This window comes from Sphingomonas fuzhouensis, assembly GCF_034659795.1.
Taxonomy (GTDB): domain Bacteria; phylum Pseudomonadota; class Alphaproteobacteria; order Sphingomonadales; family Sphingomonadaceae; genus Sphingomonas; species Sphingomonas fuzhouensis.
Window position 1 is genome coordinate 123,995 of the sequence record NZ_JAXSQY010000001.1, and the last position, 16,430, is coordinate 140,424.

The window sequence follows — 16,430 nt, forward strand, 5'->3', positions numbered from 1 at the left end:
CAGGCCGATGACGCAAGCGGAAATGGCCGCGCTGACCCATCATGGCGGTCGGATCGATGCCGCAAGGGCGCTGTTTCCAGACGTGTCCGCGCCCTGGCTGGACCTGTCGACCGGCATCAATCCGGTGCCGTGGACGCCACCTGCGGGGCTGGACGTCGATGCCGGGCCGTTGCCCGACCGGACCGGACTAGCCCGGCTGGAGGCGCTGGCAGCGGCGCATTTCGGTGTCGCGCCGGAGCGGGTGGCGGCGGTGCCGGGCAGCGAGATGGCGCTGCGCCTGCTACCGCTTCTGGGTGTGGGCGAGCCCATCGTCGCGGTGCAGCCCAGCTATGGCACCCATGGTGCGGTGGCCGCCGCACGGATCGGCCATGCGGCGCTGGACGGATGGCAAGGGCGGCCGGGCAGCCTGTTGCTCGCCAATCCCAACAATCCCGATGGGCGCTATCATGCCTGTGAGGCGCTGGCCCGCCTTGCGGATGCGCAAGCGGCGGCGGGTGGCTGGCTGATCCTCGACGAAGCCTTTGCCGATGCCATGCCCGATCCCGGTTTCGCGGGCGGCGAGCGGGTCGTGGTGCTGCGATCGTTCGGCAAGTTCTTCGGGCTGGCGGGGGTGCGGCTGGGCTTCGTGATCGCGCCACCCGACATGCTGTCGCGTCTTCGCGATCTGCTCGGCGATTGGCCGGTGTCCTCGCATGCCATCGTCTGGGGACGTGCGGCCTATGCCGATACCGCATGGATCGCCGCGACCCGCACGGCGCTGGCCCGGCGGGCGGCGGCGCTGGATACGGTGCTGGCGCGGCACGGCCTGGTGGCGCAAGGGGCCTGTCCGCTGTTCCGCATGGTCGAGACGCCGGCGGCATCCGCCATCTTCGCCCGGCTGGCGGCGGCGGGCATCCTTGTCCGCCCCTTTGCCGATGCGCCCGAACGCCTGCGCTTCGGGGTTCCGGCCGCGCCAGCGGACCTTGCCCGGCTGGATGAGGCGCTGGCCGATGGTTGACCCCGTCGCGATACTGGCGCTGGCGCTGGACGCCGCGATCGGCTGGCCGGATCGGCTTTATGTCTGGGTCGGGCATCCGGTGGGGGGCTTTGCCCGGTTCCTCAATCTGGCCGAGCGTATAGGCAATCGACCACGCTACGCGGAGGGGCTGCGCCGGGCGCTGGGTGTCGCCACCATGATCCTGCTGATCGCCCTGACCGGCGCGGCGGCATGGTGGATCGATCGGGAAGCGCATCTGCTGTTCGGCCGATGGGGCTGGATCGCCAGCGCAGTTCTGGCGTGGCCCGCCCTCGCGCAGCGTAGCCTCTATGTTCATGTCCGGCCGGTCGCGGATGCCCTGATGCGCGGTGACCTGCCCGCCGCCCGCGCACTGGTGGCGCGGGTGGTGGGGCGCGATACCGGACGGCTGGATCAGGCGGGGGTGTCGCGCGCCGCGATCGAGACGCTGGCGGAGAGTTTTTGCGACGGCATCGTCGCGCCGCTCTTCTGGTTGCTGCTGCTCGGCCTGCCGGGTGTGTGGGTTTATAAGGCGATCAACACCGCCGACAGCATGATCGGACACAAGGAGCCGCGCTGGCGCGCCTTTGGCTGGGCGGCGGCGCGGATCGATGATGGCGCGAACTGGGTGCCCGCACGGATCGCCGGATTGCTGGTCTGCGTGGCGGGCGGCGGTGGCTGGCGGGTGATGACACGCGATGCGCGGACCCATGCCTCGCCCAATGCGGGCTGGCCGGAGGCGGCGATGGCGGGGGCGCTGGGCGTCGCGCTGGCCGGGCCGGTTGCGTATGACGGCGTGACCCAGATCAAGCCGTGGATCGGTCGCGAGGGGCGCCCTGCGACACCAGCGGATATCGTCACCGCGCTTCAGATCTATGCGCGCGCCTGCTTGTTGCTGTGGGTGATCGCGGGGAGTGTCGCATGGCTGGCGTGATGATCCAGGGCACCGGCTCGGATGTCGGCAAGTCGGTGCTGGTCGCGGGATTGTGCCGCGCCTTTGCCAATCGCGGGCTTCGCGTTCGTCCGTTCAAGCCGCAAAATATGAGCAACAATGCCGCCGCCACCCCCGACGGTGGCGAGATCGGACGGGCGCAGGCGACCCAGGCGATGGCGGCGCGGGTGACGCCGCATGTCGACATGAACCCGGTGCTGCTGAAGCCGCAGGGCGACCGCACCTCGCAACTGATCGTGCGCGGGCAGGTGCGGGGGATGCTGCCCGCGTCCAAATGGCGCGAGGGGCGGATCGGCTTGCTGCCCGAAGTCGTGGATTGTTATCGCCGGTTGGAGGCCGAGTGCGACCTCGTCATCGTCGAGGGTGCGGGCTCCCCCGCCGAGGTGAACCTGCGCAGCGGCGACATCGCCAATATGGGTTTCGCGCGCGCGGCGAACGTGCCGGTGGTGCTGGCGGGCGATATCGACCGGGGCGGGGTGATCGCCTCACTGGTCGGCACCAAGGCGGTGATCGACCCGGCGGATGCCGCGATGATCCGGGGTTTTCTGGTCAACAAGTTTCGTGGCGACCCGGCGCTGTTCGCCGATGGCATGGCGACGATCGCGGAGCATACTGGCTGGCATTCGCTGGGGTTGATCCCCTGGCTGGCGGATGCGGCGCGGCTGCCCAGCGAGGATGCGGTGATCCTGGAGCGGAGCCGCGCAGGTGCCGGGGGGCGGCTGGTCATCGCCTGTCCGATCACCCCGCGCATCGCCAATTTCGACGATCTCGATCCGCTGCGCCTCGAGCCGCAGGTCGAATTGGTGATGGTCCGTCCTGGCGAGGCCATTCCCGATGCCGCGATGATCGTGCTGGCGGGGTCCAAGGCGACGATCGCCGACCTGGCCTTTATCCGGGCGCAGGGCTGGCACATCGATATCGCCGCGCATCATCGGCGGGGGCGGCCGGTGCTGGGGCTGTGCGGGGGATATCAGATGCTTGGTCGCTCGGTCGCCGACCCGGACGGCATTGAGGGGCCTGCGGGCCGTGTCGAGGGACTGGGGCTGTTGGATGTCGAGACGGTGCTGACCGGCGAAAAGACCGTTCGGCCGGTCACGGGGCAGGCGCTGGGCGCGGCCTTTTCAGGTTATGAGATCCATCTCGGCCGGACCGAGGGGCCCGACGCCGCGCGGCCGGTGGGGCATCTCGCCGATGGTCGGGCGGAGGGGGCGATGAGCGCCGACGGCTTGGTCGCAGGCAGCTATATCCACGGTCTGCTGGGCGAGGCGGGGCAGCGGGCGGCATGGCTGGCGCGGATCGGGGTGACGGCTGCCGGGCCAGACCACCGCGCCGATGTCGACGCCGCCCTCGAGGCGATCGCCGCGGTGCTGGAGGCGCATGTCGATTGCGACGCGCTGCTGCGGATCGCTCAGAGCGCCGAGTAGAGCGCGGCGATGAAGAGCAGCGTGGTCTCGGTCAGTTCGATGCCCGCGCCGTGCACATCGCCGGTCACGCCGCCCAGCCGCTGCCGGAACCACCAGGCGAGGCCGATAAGAACCAGCGGCGCAAGGGCCAGCGGCGGATAGACCCAGCCCAGCATCACCACGCCGATCAGCCAGCCGATCACGTCGACCGGCCGCACCGCGCGCGAAACCATCGCGCCCAGTCCGCCGGGGCGCAACGGCGGCAGGACGCGCGCCCAGACTAGCGGTCCGATCCGCGCCGCCGCCGGGATCAGCGCGATCATCGCCCAGCCTGGCGGCGGGACATGGTGGAGCAGCACCAGCTTGGCGAGAAGCTGGAGGACCAGCACCACCACCCCGAAACTGCCGATATGCGGATCGGCCATCACCGACAGCAGCCGCGACCGATTGCCATGCGCCGCGCCCAGCCCGTCGGACAGGTCGGCCAGCCCATCCAGATGCAGTGCCCCCGTCGCCCAGACCCAGGCGATCAGCGCCGTCAGCGCCCCCATCCACGGATCGACCCGCGCGCCCAGCCAGCCCGCGCCCGCCACCAGGACGCCGATCACCAGCCCCGCCAGCGGATACAGCCGGATCGCCGCTGCAAAATCCGCGTCGTCCGCGTCGATCCGTGGCATCGGCAACCGGGTCAGAAAGCCCAGCGCGACGATCAGCGCCTTCATGCCGTGACCAGCCCCGTCACCTGCGCGGTGCGGGGCGTGCCGTCCCACACATCCAGCGACACCAAGGCGGCATAGGGCAGCGCGAACGACCAAAGCGCGCGAAGGTCGAAGCCGCACAGCACATGCAGCGCGGCGCGCATCGCACCGCCATGGGTGACGATCAGCGTCGGCTCCGGCGCCAGATCGGCGATGGCGCCGCCCACACGGGCGACCAGATTGGACCAGCGTTCGCCGCACGGCGGGGGCGCGGTATCGGGGTCGGCCCAGAAACGGTGCAGCGCCTCCGGTTCGATGTCCCTTGCCGCCAGCCCGTCCCACTCGCCGAAATCCAGCTCCCGCCAGCGCGGATCGATTTCAGCCGGACCGATCGCCTCGGCAGAGGCGCGCGCGCGCGACAGGTCGGAGGCGATGCGGCGGGTCACGCTCAGCCCTCCCGCCCGTGCGACACAGGCGGCGATGCCTTCGACCGTGGCTGGACTGTCGGTCCGCCCCAACATCCGCCCCGTCAGTTCGGGCTCGCCATGCCGAAGCAAATGGAGGCGGAAGGGGGTCACGCGCTCGCCACGCCCGCCTCGGCAAAGGTCGCCATATGCGCATGGGCCGCGATCGCCGAGCGGATGACCTGGACCGCCACCGCCGCGCCGCTCGCCTCGCCCAGTCGCATGTCGAGTGACAGGATCGGCACCAGCCCCAGCCGCGCGAGCAGCAGGGTATGGCCCGGCTCGGCCGAGCAATGGCCCGACAGGCAATGGGCGGTGATGGCGGGATTGGCGAAGGCGAGCGGGGCCGTGGCGGCGGTGCCGATAAAGCCGTCGAGCACCACCGGTATCCGCTTCATCCGCGCGGCCAGCACTGCGCCGGCCATGCCCGCGATCTCACGCCCGCCGAGACGGCGCAATATCTCGAACGCGCTGGTCAGATGCGCGCGGTGCAGCGCCAGCCCGGCGGCCACCGCCGCGTCCTTGCGCGACAGCCCGGCCGCGTCGACGCCGGTGCCGGGCCCGACCCAGATCGCCGGTTCCCCGCCGAAACTGGCGGCGGCCAGCGCGGCGGCGGCGGTGCTGTTGCCGATCCCCATCTCGCCCAGGACCAGCAGGTCGGCATCGCCCACCGCCTCCGCCCCGTCGGACAGCGCGGCCAGGCATTCCGCCTCGCTCATCGCGGGGGCGGTGGTAAAGTCGGCGGTCGGCCGGTCGAGGTCGAGCGGCACGACGGCCAGTTCCAGCCCGGCGGCTGCCGCCAGCGCATTGATCGCGGCCCCGCCATGGGCGAAATTGGCGACCATCTGCGCGGTCACTTCCTGGGGAAAGGCGCTGACCCCGCGCGCGACGACGCCGTGATTCCCGGCGAAGATGACCACGCGGCCGCGATCGATCCGGGGGCGCTCGACCCCTTGCCAGGCGGCGAGGAAGATCGCGATATCCTCCAACCGCCCCAGCGAGCCCGGCGGCTTGGTCAACTGGCCCTGTCGCGCGGTCGCGGCGGCACGGGCCTGGTCATCGGCCTGGGGCAGGGTTGCCAGCGCCGTCTCAAAGGCGGCGATCGTCGGAAAAGCGGTCATTCGACGACAAATCCTTCCGGGGGGGTGCGGGTCAGGAAATGGCCTTTCACCCCTTGCGGCCATTGCTTGTAGGGCACCTGTCCCCAGTCGCTGTCGGCATAAGCACGGGCATAGTCCAATATGGCGCGCGCGGCATCCTCATCGGGGGTGAACTTGCCCATGACGTAGCCGACCTTGCCGGGGCAGCGCAGATGGACGGTGCAGAAGGACTGGCAGGCAAATAGGCAGGGCATCTCCTCGACCGCGACATGCGTATAAGCGGGATCGGACGCCTGCACCCGGCGCAGCGCCTCGACCAGCAGCGCGCCGCCGCGCTGGCCCTGGTCGTTCTCGCGCGCGTCGTCGGACAGGCGGCAGGTGTTGCAGGCGACCACGGCGGGGCCGTTCGCGGCGGGCTTCAGCATGAAAATGGCTCGTACATCGGGCAAGTCTCCATAGGCGCTGTCGCCGCGCGAGGGGAAAGCCCCGTTTCGTCCGGTACACCCTGACCAGCCGAAGGACGACCGCGACGGGCAGGTCTCCTGGCTCGCGGGTCGGCACCGGTCCGCCGCCTTCTCGAGCGTTGGCCCAATGGCGTCGTGGCGGACGGCTCGCCGCTTACAGTTGCAGGGGCAGCCGGGGTGTCGCACCCCATTCCCTTTTCATCCTCTTTCAAGGAACCTGTCGCGAGGGCGGCGATAGGCGGATGGGGGCGGGGTGGCAAGTGTTGCACCCTCGTCTGTCGGCGTCATGACGACTATGTAACCGGAACCCTTGGCCCCATCGGTGAGTCCCTGACGCATGACCCAGAACGCCACCACCCGCACCGAAACCGACTCGATCGGTCCCATCGAAGTCCCCGCCAGCGCCTATTGGGGCGCGCAGACCGAGCGCAGCCTGGAGAATTTCCCCTTTGGCGCGCGCGAGCAGATGCCGATCGGCATCATCCATGCGCTCGCCATCGTGAAGAAGGCGGCGGCGCGGATCAATCGCGGCCATGGCCTGGTGGCAGAAAAGGCCGACGCGATCGAGGCGGCGGCGCAGGAGGTGATCGACGGGCGCCATGACGACCAGTTCCCACTCGTCATCTGGCAGACCGGATCGGGCACCCAGTCCAACATGAACGCCAATGAGGTGATCGCGGGCCGCGCCAACGAGATGCTGACCGGTACGCGCGGCGGTAAGTCGCCGGTCCACCCCAATGACGATGTGAACCGCGGCCAGTCGTCCAACGACACCTTCCCGACCGCCCTGCACGTCGCCGCCGCGCTGGCCGTGACCAAGCAGCTTTTTCCGGCGCTCGACCGGCTCTATGCCGCACTGGATGCCAAGGCGAAGGAATGGGACGCGATCGTCAAGATCGGCCGCACCCATTTGCAGGACGCGACGCCGTTGACGCTGGGTCAGGAATTTTCGGGCTATGTCCAGCAACTGGCCAATGCCCGCGACCGGATCGAGGGGACGCTCCACCGCAATATCCTGCCGCTGGCGCAAGGGGGCACGGCGGTCGGCACCGGGCTGAACGCGCCGCATGGCTTTGCCGAGGCGATCGCGGCGGAGATCGCCGACGCCACCGGCCTCGACTTCGTCACCGCGCCCAACAAGTTCGAGGCGCTGGCGAGCAATGACGGGCTGGTCGACCTGCACGGCACGCTGAACGTTCTGGCGGTGGCGCTGACCAAGATCGCCAACGACATCCGCCTGCTCGGCTCCGGCCCGCGCTCGGGGCTGGGCGAGTTGGAACTGCCCGCCAACGAGCCGGGCAGCTCGATCATGCCGGGCAAGGTCAACCCGACCCAGTGCGAGATGCTGACCATGGTCGCGGCGCAGGTGATCGGCAACAATGCCGCCGTGACGGTCGGCGGCCTGCAGGGCCATCTGGAACTGAATGTCTTCAAGCCGCTGATCGGCGCGAATGTGCTGCGCTCGATCCATCTGCTGTCGGTCGGTATGGAGAGCTTCGCGACCCGCACGGTCGAGGGGATGACGGTCAATCGCGACCGGATCACCGAGTTGCTCGACCGCTCGCTGATGCTGGTGACGGCGCTGGCGCCCGAGATCGGCTATGACAATGCCGCCAAGATCGCCAAACATGCCCATCATAAGGGACAGACGCTGAAGGAAGCGGGTCTGGAACTGGGGCTGGTCGATGAGGCGACGTTCGATCGGGTGGTGCGGCCCGAGCTGATGCTGGGGCGGTGAACGTGAGGGGAGGGGGCAGTCTATCTCCTGTCATCCGTCTTTAGCCCCGGTCCTCCCACCCCTTGGCCGGATAGGCGGGCAGGGCGATGCGGTAATGGATCGCCGCCCCACGCAACAGAAAGCCTGCCAGCGCCGCGATCGGCCCGGCCAGCGGCACGCCCAGTTGCGTCAAGATCACATAGCTGGTCGATGCCAGCGCGGCGGCGGTGACATAGAGTTCGGGGCGCATCAGGATCGATGGTTCCCCCGCGATCACGTCGCGGATGATCCCACCGACACAGGCCGAAACCACGCCCAGCATCGCCGCCGGGATCGGCGTGATGCCATAGCCGCTCGCCTTGGCCGCGCCGTACACCGCATAGGCGGCCAGCCCGACCGCGTCGAACCAGTCGAGCGCGCTCCCGCGCCACCAGCGCTCGGGCGTGAGCCACACTGCCACCGCGACGATCAGGCAGACCAGCGGCACCCGCGCATCATGCACCCAGAAAACCGGCGCATCGATCAGCAGGTCGCGGAGCGTGCCGCCGCCGACTCCGGTGATAAGCGCGAAGAAGACCAGCGTGACCATCGTCTGGCGATGCTTGGCCGCCGCCAGCGCGCCCGACACCGCGAACACGGCGAGCCCCGCCAGATCGAGCCAGGGCATCACGGCGGGCAGCATGGCGGTCGGTTGGGGCAGCATCGGCGCCGACCCTAAAGGCGCTTTTCCCTATCGGAAAGGGCATGGTTTACATGAACGCGACGTTATCTCATGTTCATGCAACGGACAGTAGAAGTAGGACGTTACGGCGTCAGATCAAATTCGAAAGGAAGTTTGTCATGCGGAAGTTGATGCTTGCTCTGGGCTGCACCGCGATGGTCGTCCCCTCGCTGGTCCTGCCCGCCACCGCCGCCGATGCGCAGCGCCGCTACAAGTATCGCGAATGGCGCGATGACCGTGGCCGCGTCCGCTGCCGCAAGCCGGACGGCACGACCGGCCTGGTCGTGGGTGGCGTCGCGGGCGCGCTGCTGGGTCGCACCATCGATACGCGCGGCGACCGCACGCTGGGCACGCTGGGCGGTGCCGCCGTCGGCGCGCTGGCGGGCCGCGAGATCGAGCGCGGCACGAGCAACCGCCGCTGCCGCTAAACCGGTTTTTTTTGTCACGCAGGGGCAAGGGGCGTCACCTTCGGGTGGCGCCCCTTTTGTTTGGAAAATCAAACAGATGATGCTGTCGCTATAGTGAATGCAAGGTAGTTTTCGGTTCACGCAACAACGCGCGTAGAGGCGGGTTCTTCCTCCCATCATCAACGGGAGTATAGTGATGCGTATCGCTCTGTTGACGGCGACCATCGCCGCCACCGCCTTTGCCGCCATTCCTGCCGAGGCGCAGCGCAATGGTTGGGAAGCACGTCAGGAATATCGCGAAGACGTCCGCGATGCCCGCCGCGACTATAACCGCGATGTCCGCCGTGCCGATTCGCCGCGCGACATCCGCAAGGCGCGCCGGGAATATCGGGAGGATATCCGCGATGCGCGCAAGGATTATCGCAAGGACATGCGCAACGTCCGCTGGCGCAATTACGACTATAACCGATTCGAGCCCGGCCAGCGCGGCTATTATCCCGAGCGCTATTATCGCGACGGCCGCTATTATCAGCCGCGCGCGCTGGGGCGGAACGACCGCATCTATCGCGGCATGAACGGCCGTTTCTATTGCCGCCGCAATGACGGCACCACCGGGTTGGTGATCGGCGGTCTGGCGGGCGGCGCGCTGGGCAATGTGATTGCGGGCGGCGGCTCGCGTTTGCTCGGCACCGTGATCGGTGCGGGCGGCGGCGCGCTATTGGGCCAGCAGATCGATCGCGGTCAGGTCCGCTGCCGCTAAACTGGCGGACTGGCTGAAGGACGGCCCGGCGGGGAGACTCGCCGGGCCGTTCGTCGTTTTAGATGAAGCCGCCGCCCAGCATCAGGCGAAGGCCGAAGATCAGAATGAGAATCAGGTTCAGATTGCGCCCCGTATCGCGCGACGACAATGCCCCGACCGCCGCGCCGACGATCGCGATGGGGATCACGAACCAGTAACCCCAGGCGAAAAAGGGCAGAAAGGGCACGATTCCGAGCAGAAGCGCGACCAGGCCGATGACGATCGAGAACAGGTTCAGCATAGGGGCCAAGATGGCGTAGGGGCGGTGCCTGTACAAGCGCCACACCTGTGCCTGATCGACATTCTCCCATTCCTCCCCTTCCAGGGGAGGAATAAATGATGGTTCCGATATTCCGTGCTGGAGCATGGCAAAGGCCGACGATCGTTAAGGATCGCGTCGTTTAGCCGTGCTAGACGAAGCGTCATGATGGCGAAGTCGCACTATATCTTCATCCCGCTAGGGTGCCTGTTGCTGACGGCGTGCGGTGGCCAGTCGGATGATGATGCCCCGCTCAATGCGCTGGACAATGAACTGGCGGCGATGAACGATGGCAGCCCGACGCGTGACCCGCATCTGCGCGAGGCGCTGGCCGGGCAGATCATGGTCGATCCCGGCCTGACCCAGACGTCCAACGCCAATGCGGTGCGCCCGCCCAACCGGCCCGCCAGCGATCAGGTGCCGTCGATGCCGCCGCCCGCCGATCCGGTCGATGCCCGCACACTGAAGTCCGCGCCTGTGCCTGCGCGGGACTGTCCCGAATGCCGCGCCTTGGCCGGGGCCTTCACGCTGGCGGCGAAGGCCGGGCAGCAGCCGGGCAATGCCGCCTGCCTGTCGGGCCTGCGCTATTCCGCCGCATGGGCGAACCGGATGCCGCAGGCCTTGGCCCCCTATCCGGGGTCTCGTGTCGCGGAAGCGGCGGGCAATGACGCCAATGGCTGCGCCTTTCGCATCGTCAGCCTGCGCACCGCCGCCCCCGCCGCCAAGGTCATCGACTATTATTACACCCGTGTTAGCGGGGCGGGGTATAGCGCCGAGCACAAGCTGGATGGCGCGCAACATGTGCTTGGCGGCACGCGGGGGCAGGCGGCCTATATGGTCTATGCGACCGCCCGACCCGAGGGCGGTACGGACATCGATCTGGTGGTCAAGGGCGGCTGACAACAGCCCCACGCGCTTGTCCTTTGCGCGGGTGACGGGCTTGCGCTAAGGGAAGCGGATCATGTCACCGCTTCTTCTCGTGATGCTGGGCGGCGCATTGGGCTCGGGCGCCCGGTATTGGACCGGCCGCTATATGCTCGATGCGTTCGGCCCGGACTTTCCCTATGGCACGCTGACCGTCAACTGGGTCGGCGGTTTGCTGATGGGATTGCTGGCGGGCGTCCTCGCCCGGACCGGCGGCACGGAGGGGTGGCGGCTGTTCATCGGCGTCGGGATATTGGGGGGCTTCACCACCTTTTCCTCCTTCTCGCTCGATACCATCACCTTGATCGAACGCGGCCAAATGACGGTCGCGCTCGGTTATATCGCCTTGTCGTTGCTAGGTTCGCTGGCCGCGTTGTGGGCCGGACTTTCGCTAACAAGGATTTTCGCATGACGGACTCTGTCCGCCAATTTACCGTCGGCTATGACGATGACGGCATCCGGCTGGACCGCTGGTTCAAGCGGCATATGCCCGAGACCAGCTTTACCACTGTCGCCAAATGGGCACGCACCGGCCAGCTGCGCGTCGATGGCTTGCGCGCCACGCCGGGCGACCGGATTTCGGCGGGCCAGGTGCTGCGCGTACCCCCGGCCGAGCCCGCGCTGGCCGAAAGCAGCAAGCCGACGATGCGGCCGCGCCACATCCTGTCCGAGGACGAGGAGTCGTTCGCGCGCGAGATGGTGATCCACAAGGATCGCGACGCGCTGGTCCTGAACAAGCCGCCGGGTCTGGCGACGCAGGGCGGCACCAAGACGACGCAGCATGTCGACGGCCTGCTCGACGCGCTGCAGTTCGAGGCGGAGGGGCGGCCCAAGCTGGTCCACCGGCTGGACAAGGACACGTCGGGCGCGCTGCTCGTCGCGCGCAATGCGCGTGCGGCGGCGTTCTTCGCCAAGGCGTTTTCGGGGCGCACCGCCAAGAAGATCTACTGGGCGCTGGTTGTCGGCGTGCCTTCGATCGATGACGGCACGATCGAACTGCCCATCGCCAAGCAGCCAGGCACCGGCGGCGAGAAGATGCATGTCGACGAGGAAAACGGCCAGTCGGCGCGCTCGCGCTACCGCGTGATCGAGCGGGCGGGCAATAGCTGTTGTTGGGTCGAGTTGCAGCCGTTCACCGGCCGCACCCATCAGTTGCGCGTGCACATGGCGGCGATCGGCCATCCCATCGTCGGCGACGGCAAATATGGCGGCGCGGCGGCGTTCCTGACCGGCGGGATCAGCCGCAAGATGCACCTGCACGCGCGCCGCATCCGGGTCGATCATCCCGATGGCGGCCGCATCGACCAGACCGCTGAACTGCCCCACCACTTCGCCGAATCGATGAACCAGCTCGGCTTCGACGAGATTCGCGGCGACGTCCTGCCCCAGGACGAGGATCGCGGGCCCCCGCCTAAGGACGTGCTGAAGCAGCGCGCCAAGGCGCATGCCAAGCAATATCGCAAGGAACGCCGCGGCGAACGGCGCGGCCGGGGCACGCGGTAATTCAATCCTCCCCGGTACGGGAGGGGGGGACCATGCGCAGCATGGTGGAGGGGGGGCACAGGGGTTGTCCTATGCGTCAGGGCTTGCGCCCTGCCACCTCCCCGTGTCGTGGAGGGTCAGTGGAACGACAGCAACACATGTCGTCCGGCACCGCGCAGGACCATCGTCGCCAGCGCATAGCAGGCCAGCGCCCCGGCCAGCCCGAGCGGCAGGACCCATAGCCCCATCATCTCCGGCGCGGCAGGTGGATCGGTGAGGATGCCGAAGGCCGAGCCCTGGGGCAGCGACCAGAGCCCGACATGGCTGGGAAAGAGCGGCTTCGCCATCGCGACCGCCGCGAAGCACAGCGCGAACAGATAGAGCAGCATCGCCGCCAGCACCGCGCCGAACGCCGCCGCGCTGCGTCCCGACCGGACCAGCATGGCCCGGATCAAAGGAGCAGGGCGATCGTCGCCCAGCGCACCGGCCAGTCGGAACTCCTGAACATAGCGCGCCGCCAGCGCATGGGGCGGGCCCATTGCCGCGATCGCGGCGTCGAGCGAGTCGCGCCCTGCAGCGAGGCTGTCGGTCAGGTGGCTTTCGATCTCGCGGGTCAGCCCTGCGCGATCCTCGGCCGGGATCGCCTGAAGTGACCAGCGCAGGCGACGGACATAGTCGGCGATGAGGCGGGCAGGCTCGGTCATGGCTGATCCTCGACAAGGGTGGTGATGGTGGTTCGGAAATCGACCCAGGCGGCACGCATCGCCTCGGCCAGCGCTGCCCCTTCCGGGGTCAGGCGATAATATTTGCGCGGATTGCCGCCCTCGGCGGGCAATTCCCAGCGGCCTGCGATCCGGCCCGCTTTCTCCAGCCGGGCCAGCAGGGGATAGAGACTCCCTTCGCTGACCAGATCGCCGCCCGCCCGGATGCGCGCGAGAATCTCCAGGCCATAGGCCTCGCCGCGCGACAGGACCGACAACAACACCAGCTCGGCGGCCCCTTTGCGCAATTGCGATTGCCAGCTTCCGATATCCATGGTCGAACGGTAACGCCATGTACCTTGCTATGCAAGGTGCATAGGTATCAAAAAAACCCGCCGACATGGGACGACGGGGTTCCGTGACTGTGGGTGAGGGGGACGGGTGCCCCCTCAAGCCCGACGATCAGCGGCAATAGCCGGGGTTGTTCGACTTTTCGATCGCATGGCCCGCCAGCGCACCTGCGCCGCCGCCCAGGATCGTGCCGAGGGTCCGGTCGCCCCGCGTATCGATCGTGCGGCCCAGCAGGCCACCCGCGATCGCGCCGACGATGGTGCCCGTCGTGCCGCTGTTGCAGCGCTGCGGCCCACGATAGGCATAGCCGCGCTGGTCATAATAGCCGCGATCACCGCGATAGCCGCGATCGTAACGCGGGCCGCGATTGTAACCGTCCGAATAGGCGTCGCCATAGGCACGGTCGTAACGATCATAATAACGCTGCGCCGAAGCAGCGGTCGGAACCATGGCCGTGGCGCCGACGGCAAGGGCGGCGGCAGCGAGCGAAAGCTTCTTGAACATCACGATCTCCCTTGATCTTCAAACCGGCGGCGGCGGGATGATTCCCGTCGTCGTTGAAGCCCTTATGAGTGATTCGCCATGTTCGGATGCTGAATGCGGTTGTTAGCTGTTGTTCATGCGAAACGTCATGCTTCCCCCGCGTGCGCCTTGCCGATAGGAGGGGGCGATGACGCGCCCGCGCCTTGCCCTGTTCGATTGCGACGGCACTCTGGTCGATAGCCAGGCCAATATCTGTCTCGCCGCCGTCGAGGCGTTCACCCTGGCCGACCTGACCCCGCCGCCCGCCACTGCCATCCGTCGAATCGTCGGGCTCAGCCTGGTCGAGGCGATGCGCGTGCTGGCACCCGACCAGCCGGACCGGATGCATCACCAACTGGCCAGCGACTATAAGGCCGCCTTTTTCCGCCTGCGCACGGCAGGCGCGATGGAGCCCGAGCCGCTGTTCGACGGCATCCCCGCTTTGCTCGACCATCTGGCGGAGGAGGGCTGGCTGATGGGCGTGGCGACCGGCAAGTCGGATCGCGGGCTGGCGCGCGTGCTGGCGGAACATGGGCTCAGCCATCATTTCGTCACGTTGCAGACCGCCGATCGGCATCCCTCCAAGCCCGACCCGTCGATGGTGTTCGCCGCGATGGCCGAAACCGGCGTGGCGGCGGCGGATGTCGCGATGATCGGGGATACGAGCTTCGACATGGCGATGGGCAAGGCGGCGGGCGCCTTCGCGGTCGGTGTCGCCTGGGGATATCATGACGTGCGCGAACTGGTGAACGCAGGGGCCGATGTGGTGGCGCAGGATGTCGCGGATCTGCCTGCGCTGCTGGTGCGGCCATGACCGGCGATACGCGCGCCAGGCGGCGCTGGTTCATCATCATGGGTGTGCGCCTGATCGGCGTGGCGGGCGCGTTGTTCGGCGTGGCGCTGGCCTCGCGCGGGGTGGCCTGGCCGCACAAGGCGCTGGGCATCGCCATTGTCCTGTCGGCGCTGGCCATGATCGCGATCGTGCCGGCAGGTCTTGCGCACCGCTGGCGGAGTGGGGGCGAATGAAGCGGTTCTGGAAAGATGTGACGGTCGACGCCGAGCGGGTGGTGCGGCTGGACGACCGACCGGTGCGTACGCCGGGTCGGGTGCCGCTGGCGCTGCCGACCCTTCCGCTGGCCGAGGCGGTGGCGGGCGAGTGGCGCGGTGTGGAGGAGACGGTCGATCCGCGTGCCATGCCGCTGACGGGTCTCGCCAATGCGGCGATCGACCGGATCGCGGCGGACCCCATGCCCTTCGCGCAAGGGCTGGCGCGCTATGCCGAGAGCGACCTGCTTTGTTATCGTGCCGATTCGCCACCGGAACTGGTCGAGCGGCAGGATGCGGCGTGGAACCCGCTGCTCGATTGGGCGCGGGATCGCTATGATATCCACTTCACGCTGGTCACGGGGATCATGCACCAGCCCCAGCCGGCCGCCACCGTCGAGCAACTGGCGCAGGCGGTCGCGGCGCTCGACCCGTTCCGTCTGGCGGCATTGTCACCGGTGGTGACGATCACCGGCTCGCTGGTGCTGGCGCTGGCGCTGCTGGAGGGTGCGGCGGATGCCGATACCGTCTGGACCGCCGCGCATGTCGACGAGGATTTTCAGGCCGAGATATGGGGCGAGGATTATCTCGCCATCGAAGCGCGGGCGGCGAAGCGCCGGGAATATGACGCGGCGGTCCTGTTCCTGACAGCGCTGGGGTAAGGCACGCCGGAAATCCCGGCTTTCGCCGGGATGACGGTCACTTCGTCGTCAGCTTCCGGATGAAGCCGATCAGCCCGGTCTGGCGCGAGCGCTTCAGTCGCTCGGCCTGGAGGATCGTCTTCACCCCCTCGAAACACTGTTCGACATCGTCATTGACCAGGACATAGTCGTATCCGTCCCAGTGGCTGACCTCGTTGGTCGCGCGGGCCATGCGGGCGTCGATCACCTCGACCGAGTCGGTGGCGCGGCGTTCCAGTCGCTGGCGCAGCTCCTCCATCGAGGGGGGGAAGATGAACACGCGGACCACGTCGCCGCCCGCGATCTGGAACAGCTGCTGCGCGCCCTGCCAGTCGATATCGAACAGCACGTCCTTGCCCGCCGCCAGCATCGCCTCGACCTGCGCGCGGGGCGTGCCATAGCGGTTGTCGAAGACGTGCGCCCATTCCAGGAACTCGTCATTCGCCACCATGCGGCGAAATTCTTCCAGATCGACGAAATGATAGTCCTTGCCGTCGACCTCCCCCGGCCGCATCCCGCGCGTCGTCGCCGACACCGACATTTGCAGGCCCGTATCATCGGCCAGCAGCTTGCGCGCGATGGTCGACTTGCCCGCGCCCGAGGGCGAGGACAGCACGAACAACATGCCGCGGCGCTTCAGCTTGTGGGGATCGTCGGAATGAGCGGGCGAATTGGGCATGTCTGCCTTTGACGCACGCTGTTGCAGCGCGTCAAGCCATGGCTGACGCGCTGCGGCAACTTCAGCGTC

Annotated in this window: 22 protein-coding genes and 1 riboswitch; of the genes, 12 read left to right on the forward strand and 10 right to left on the reverse strand. The window is 68.0% G+C overall.

The genetic code is table 11. From position 1 onward, the window contains the following. Window positions 1-7 precede the first annotated feature (7 nt). From U1H82_RS00600 to U1H82_RS00610, 3 genes are read left to right on the forward strand one after another with little or no spacing between them, the layout of a single operon-like run. Window positions 8-997 carry an aminotransferase class I/II-fold pyridoxal phosphate-dependent enzyme gene (locus U1H82_RS00600; protein WP_322962988.1) on the forward strand — a complete coding sequence of 330 codons (990 nt, stop codon included), beginning with the start codon at window positions 8-10 and terminating at the stop codon, window positions 995-997. Continuing rightward, window positions 990-1,928: an adenosylcobinamide-phosphate synthase CbiB gene (gene cbiB, locus U1H82_RS00605; RefSeq protein ID WP_322962989.1), complete on the forward strand. Its 939-nt coding sequence runs from the start codon at window positions 990-992 to the stop codon at window positions 1,926-1,928. The genes U1H82_RS00600 and cbiB overlap by 8 nt, the downstream gene beginning before the upstream one ends. Further along, window positions 1,916-3,370, forward strand: coding sequence for a cobyric acid synthase (locus U1H82_RS00610; RefSeq protein WP_322962990.1), 1,455 nt, complete (start codon window positions 1,916-1,918; stop codon window positions 3,368-3,370). Before cbiB ends, U1H82_RS00610 begins: the two co-directional genes overlap by 13 nt. Here U1H82_RS00610 and cobS read toward each other — a convergent pair. Genes cobS through U1H82_RS00630 form a run of 4 tightly spaced genes read right to left on the reverse strand, consistent with a single transcriptional unit; the run spans window position 3,355 to window position 6,036 of the window. Further along, window positions 3,355-4,071 (reverse strand): adenosylcobinamide-GDP ribazoletransferase, encoded by a 717-nt coding sequence (cobS, locus tag U1H82_RS00615; RefSeq protein WP_322962991.1) that lies wholly within the window; start codon window positions 4,069-4,071, stop codon window positions 3,355-3,357. The genes U1H82_RS00610 and cobS overlap by 16 nt on opposite strands. Further along, complete coding sequence (locus U1H82_RS00620; RefSeq protein ID WP_322962992.1) at window positions 4,068-4,625, reverse strand: histidine phosphatase family protein; 558 nt, start codon at window positions 4,623-4,625, stop codon at window positions 4,068-4,070. Before U1H82_RS00620 ends, cobS begins: the two co-directional genes overlap by 4 nt. After that, window positions 4,622-5,632 (reverse strand): nicotinate-nucleotide--dimethylbenzimidazole phosphoribosyltransferase, encoded by a 1,011-nt coding sequence (cobT, locus tag U1H82_RS00625; RefSeq protein WP_322962993.1) that lies wholly within the window; start codon window positions 5,630-5,632, stop codon window positions 4,622-4,624. The genes U1H82_RS00620 and cobT overlap by 4 nt, the downstream gene beginning before the upstream one ends. Continuing rightward, window positions 5,629-6,036, reverse strand: a complete 408-nt coding sequence (locus U1H82_RS00630) for a DUF1636 domain-containing protein (protein WP_322962994.1) — start codon at window positions 6,034-6,036, stop codon at window positions 5,629-5,631. Before U1H82_RS00630 ends, cobT begins: the two co-directional genes overlap by 4 nt. A gap of 90 nt (window positions 6,037-6,126) precedes the next feature. After that, window positions 6,127-6,311, reverse strand: a riboswitch (cobalamin riboswitch). A gap of 101 nt (window positions 6,312-6,412) precedes the next feature. Here U1H82_RS00630 and fumC point away from each other — a divergent pair. Further along, window positions 6,413-7,813 (forward strand): class II fumarate hydratase, encoded by a 1,401-nt coding sequence (fumC, locus tag U1H82_RS00635; protein ID WP_322962995.1) that lies wholly within the window; start codon window positions 6,413-6,415, stop codon window positions 7,811-7,813. 40 nt (window positions 7,814-7,853) lie between these two features. On the opposite strand, the gene U1H82_RS00640 is transcribed toward fumC, so the two are convergent. Continuing rightward, entirely contained in the window at window positions 7,854-8,495 is a 642-nt protein-coding gene (locus U1H82_RS00640; protein ID WP_322962996.1) for a trimeric intracellular cation channel family protein, read from the reverse strand. A 137-nt stretch (window positions 8,496-8,632) separates the two neighbouring features. Between U1H82_RS00640 and U1H82_RS00645 the strand changes: the two genes are divergently transcribed. Both U1H82_RS00645 and U1H82_RS00650 read left to right on the forward strand, forming a co-directional pair. Continuing rightward, a complete protein-coding gene (locus tag U1H82_RS00645; protein WP_058715332.1) occupies window positions 8,633-8,941 on the forward strand; it encodes a glycine zipper 2TM domain-containing protein in 309 nt (102 codons plus the stop codon). A gap of 175 nt (window positions 8,942-9,116) precedes the next feature. Continuing rightward, on the forward strand, window positions 9,117-9,680 hold the full coding sequence (locus tag U1H82_RS00650) for a glycine zipper 2TM domain-containing protein (protein WP_322963757.1): 564 nt from the start codon (window positions 9,117-9,119) through the stop codon (window positions 9,678-9,680). 58 nt (window positions 9,681-9,738) lie between these two features. Here U1H82_RS00650 and U1H82_RS00655 read toward each other — a convergent pair whose 3' ends face one another. Continuing rightward, window positions 9,739-9,960, reverse strand: coding sequence for a hypothetical protein (locus U1H82_RS00655; protein ID WP_058746007.1), 222 nt, complete (start codon window positions 9,958-9,960; stop codon window positions 9,739-9,741). 186 nt (window positions 9,961-10,146) lie between these two features. On the opposite strand from U1H82_RS00655, the gene U1H82_RS00660 reads away from it, so the two are divergent. From U1H82_RS00660 to U1H82_RS00670, 3 genes are all read left to right on the forward strand, one after another. Further along, window positions 10,147-10,878, forward strand: a complete 732-nt coding sequence (locus tag U1H82_RS00660) for a hypothetical protein (protein ID WP_322962997.1) — start codon at window positions 10,147-10,149, stop codon at window positions 10,876-10,878. A gap of 61 nt (window positions 10,879-10,939) precedes the next feature. After that, window positions 10,940-11,314, forward strand: a complete 375-nt coding sequence (gene crcB, locus U1H82_RS00665; RefSeq protein ID WP_322962998.1) for a fluoride efflux transporter CrcB — start codon at window positions 10,940-10,942, stop codon at window positions 11,312-11,314. Continuing rightward, window positions 11,311-12,405, forward strand: coding sequence for an RluA family pseudouridine synthase (locus tag U1H82_RS00670; RefSeq protein WP_322962999.1), 1,095 nt, complete (start codon window positions 11,311-11,313; stop codon window positions 12,403-12,405). Before crcB ends, U1H82_RS00670 begins: the two co-directional genes overlap by 4 nt. A 116-nt stretch (window positions 12,406-12,521) precedes the next feature. Here the strand turns inward: U1H82_RS00670 and U1H82_RS00675 are convergent, their stop codons facing one another. The 3 genes from U1H82_RS00675 to U1H82_RS00685 all read right to left on the reverse strand — a co-directional run bounded on the left by U1H82_RS00675 (window position 12,522) and on the right by U1H82_RS00685 (window position 13,940). Then, window positions 12,522-13,088: an HAAS signaling domain-containing protein gene (locus tag U1H82_RS00675; RefSeq protein WP_322963000.1), complete on the reverse strand. Its 567-nt coding sequence runs from the start codon at window positions 13,086-13,088 to the stop codon at window positions 12,522-12,524. Next, window positions 13,085-13,420 carry a PadR family transcriptional regulator gene (locus tag U1H82_RS00680; RefSeq protein ID WP_322963001.1) on the reverse strand — a complete coding sequence of 112 codons (336 nt, stop codon included), beginning with the start codon at window positions 13,418-13,420 and terminating at the stop codon, window positions 13,085-13,087. The genes U1H82_RS00675 and U1H82_RS00680 overlap by 4 nt, the downstream gene beginning before the upstream one ends. Before the next feature lie 127 nt (window positions 13,421-13,547). After that, the gene (locus U1H82_RS00685) at window positions 13,548-13,940 is read right to left on the reverse strand and encodes a glycine zipper 2TM domain-containing protein (RefSeq protein ID WP_322963002.1); all 393 of its coding nucleotides are present in this window, start codon (window positions 13,938-13,940) and stop codon (window positions 13,548-13,550) included. A 166-nt stretch (window positions 13,941-14,106) separates the two neighbouring features. Between U1H82_RS00685 and U1H82_RS00690 the strand changes: the two genes are divergently transcribed. Genes U1H82_RS00690 through U1H82_RS00700 form a run of 3 tightly spaced genes read left to right on the forward strand, consistent with a single transcriptional unit; the run spans window position 14,107 to window position 15,664 of the window. After that, the gene (locus U1H82_RS00690) at window positions 14,107-14,772 is read left to right on the forward strand and encodes an HAD-IA family hydrolase (protein ID WP_322963003.1); all 666 of its coding nucleotides are present in this window, start codon (window positions 14,107-14,109) and stop codon (window positions 14,770-14,772) included. Next, a complete protein-coding gene (locus tag U1H82_RS00695; protein WP_322963004.1) occupies window positions 14,769-14,984 on the forward strand; it encodes a PH domain-containing protein in 216 nt (71 codons plus the stop codon). The genes U1H82_RS00690 and U1H82_RS00695 overlap by 4 nt, the downstream gene beginning before the upstream one ends. Further along, window positions 14,981-15,664, forward strand: a complete 684-nt coding sequence (locus tag U1H82_RS00700) for an ATP12 family chaperone protein (protein ID WP_322963005.1) — start codon at window positions 14,981-14,983, stop codon at window positions 15,662-15,664. The genes U1H82_RS00695 and U1H82_RS00700 overlap by 4 nt, the downstream gene beginning before the upstream one ends. 37 nt (window positions 15,665-15,701) lie before the next feature. On the opposite strand, the gene gmk is transcribed toward U1H82_RS00700, so the two are convergent. Beyond that, complete coding sequence (gmk, locus tag U1H82_RS00705; RefSeq protein ID WP_322963006.1) at window positions 15,702-16,361, reverse strand: guanylate kinase; 660 nt, start codon at window positions 16,359-16,361, stop codon at window positions 15,702-15,704. Window positions 16,362-16,430 lie beyond the last annotated feature (69 nt).

What these genes read in the sequence shown, in the direction of transcription:
- U1H82_RS00600 (WP_322962988.1), top strand. Translation starts at nt 8, where the DNA reads ATGACGCAAGCGGAAATGGCCGCGCTGACCCATCATGGCGGTCGGATC.
- cbiB (WP_322962989.1), top strand. Translation starts at nt 990, where the DNA reads ATGGTTGACCCCGTCGCGATACTGGCGCTGGCGCTGGACGCCGCGATC.
- U1H82_RS00610 (WP_322962990.1), top strand. Translation starts at nt 1,916, where the DNA reads ATGGCTGGCGTGATGATCCAGGGCACCGGCTCGGATGTCGGCAAGTCG.
- cobS (WP_322962991.1), bottom strand. Translation starts at nt 4,071, where the DNA reads ATGAAGGCGCTGATCGTCGCGCTGGGCTTTCTGACCCGGTTGCCGATG.
- cobT (WP_322962993.1), bottom strand. Translation starts at nt 5,632, where the DNA reads ATGACCGCTTTTCCGACGATCGCCGCCTTTGAGACGGCGCTGGCAACC.
- U1H82_RS00630 (WP_322962994.1), bottom strand. Translation starts at nt 6,036, where the DNA reads ATGCTGAAGCCCGCCGCGAACGGCCCCGCCGTGGTCGCCTGCAACACC.
- fumC (WP_322962995.1), top strand. Translation starts at nt 6,413, where the DNA reads ATGACCCAGAACGCCACCACCCGCACCGAAACCGACTCGATCGGTCCC.
- U1H82_RS00640 (WP_322962996.1), bottom strand. Translation starts at nt 8,495, where the DNA reads ATGCTGCCCCAACCGACCGCCATGCTGCCCGCCGTGATGCCCTGGCTC.
- U1H82_RS00645 (WP_058715332.1), top strand. Translation starts at nt 8,633, where the DNA reads ATGCGGAAGTTGATGCTTGCTCTGGGCTGCACCGCGATGGTCGTCCCC.
- U1H82_RS00650 (WP_322963757.1), top strand. Translation starts at nt 9,117, where the DNA reads ATGCGTATCGCTCTGTTGACGGCGACCATCGCCGCCACCGCCTTTGCC.
- U1H82_RS00655 (WP_058746007.1), bottom strand. Translation starts at nt 9,960, where the DNA reads ATGCTGAACCTGTTCTCGATCGTCATCGGCCTGGTCGCGCTTCTGCTC.
- U1H82_RS00660 (WP_322962997.1), top strand. Translation starts at nt 10,147, where the DNA reads ATGGCGAAGTCGCACTATATCTTCATCCCGCTAGGGTGCCTGTTGCTG.
- crcB (WP_322962998.1), top strand. Translation starts at nt 10,940, where the DNA reads ATGTCACCGCTTCTTCTCGTGATGCTGGGCGGCGCATTGGGCTCGGGC.
- U1H82_RS00670 (WP_322962999.1), top strand. Translation starts at nt 11,311, where the DNA reads ATGACGGACTCTGTCCGCCAATTTACCGTCGGCTATGACGATGACGGC.
- U1H82_RS00675 (WP_322963000.1), bottom strand. Translation starts at nt 13,088, where the DNA reads ATGACCGAGCCTGCCCGCCTCATCGCCGACTATGTCCGTCGCCTGCGC.
- U1H82_RS00680 (WP_322963001.1), bottom strand. Translation starts at nt 13,420, where the DNA reads ATGGATATCGGAAGCTGGCAATCGCAATTGCGCAAAGGGGCCGCCGAG.
- U1H82_RS00685 (WP_322963002.1), bottom strand. Translation starts at nt 13,940, where the DNA reads ATGTTCAAGAAGCTTTCGCTCGCTGCCGCCGCCCTTGCCGTCGGCGCC.
- U1H82_RS00690 (WP_322963003.1), top strand. Translation starts at nt 14,107, where the DNA reads ATGACGCGCCCGCGCCTTGCCCTGTTCGATTGCGACGGCACTCTGGTC.
- U1H82_RS00695 (WP_322963004.1), top strand. Translation starts at nt 14,769, where the DNA reads ATGACCGGCGATACGCGCGCCAGGCGGCGCTGGTTCATCATCATGGGT.
- U1H82_RS00700 (WP_322963005.1), top strand. Translation starts at nt 14,981, where the DNA reads ATGAAGCGGTTCTGGAAAGATGTGACGGTCGACGCCGAGCGGGTGGTG.
- gmk (WP_322963006.1), bottom strand. Translation starts at nt 16,361, where the DNA reads ATGCCCAATTCGCCCGCTCATTCCGACGATCCCCACAAGCTGAAGCGC.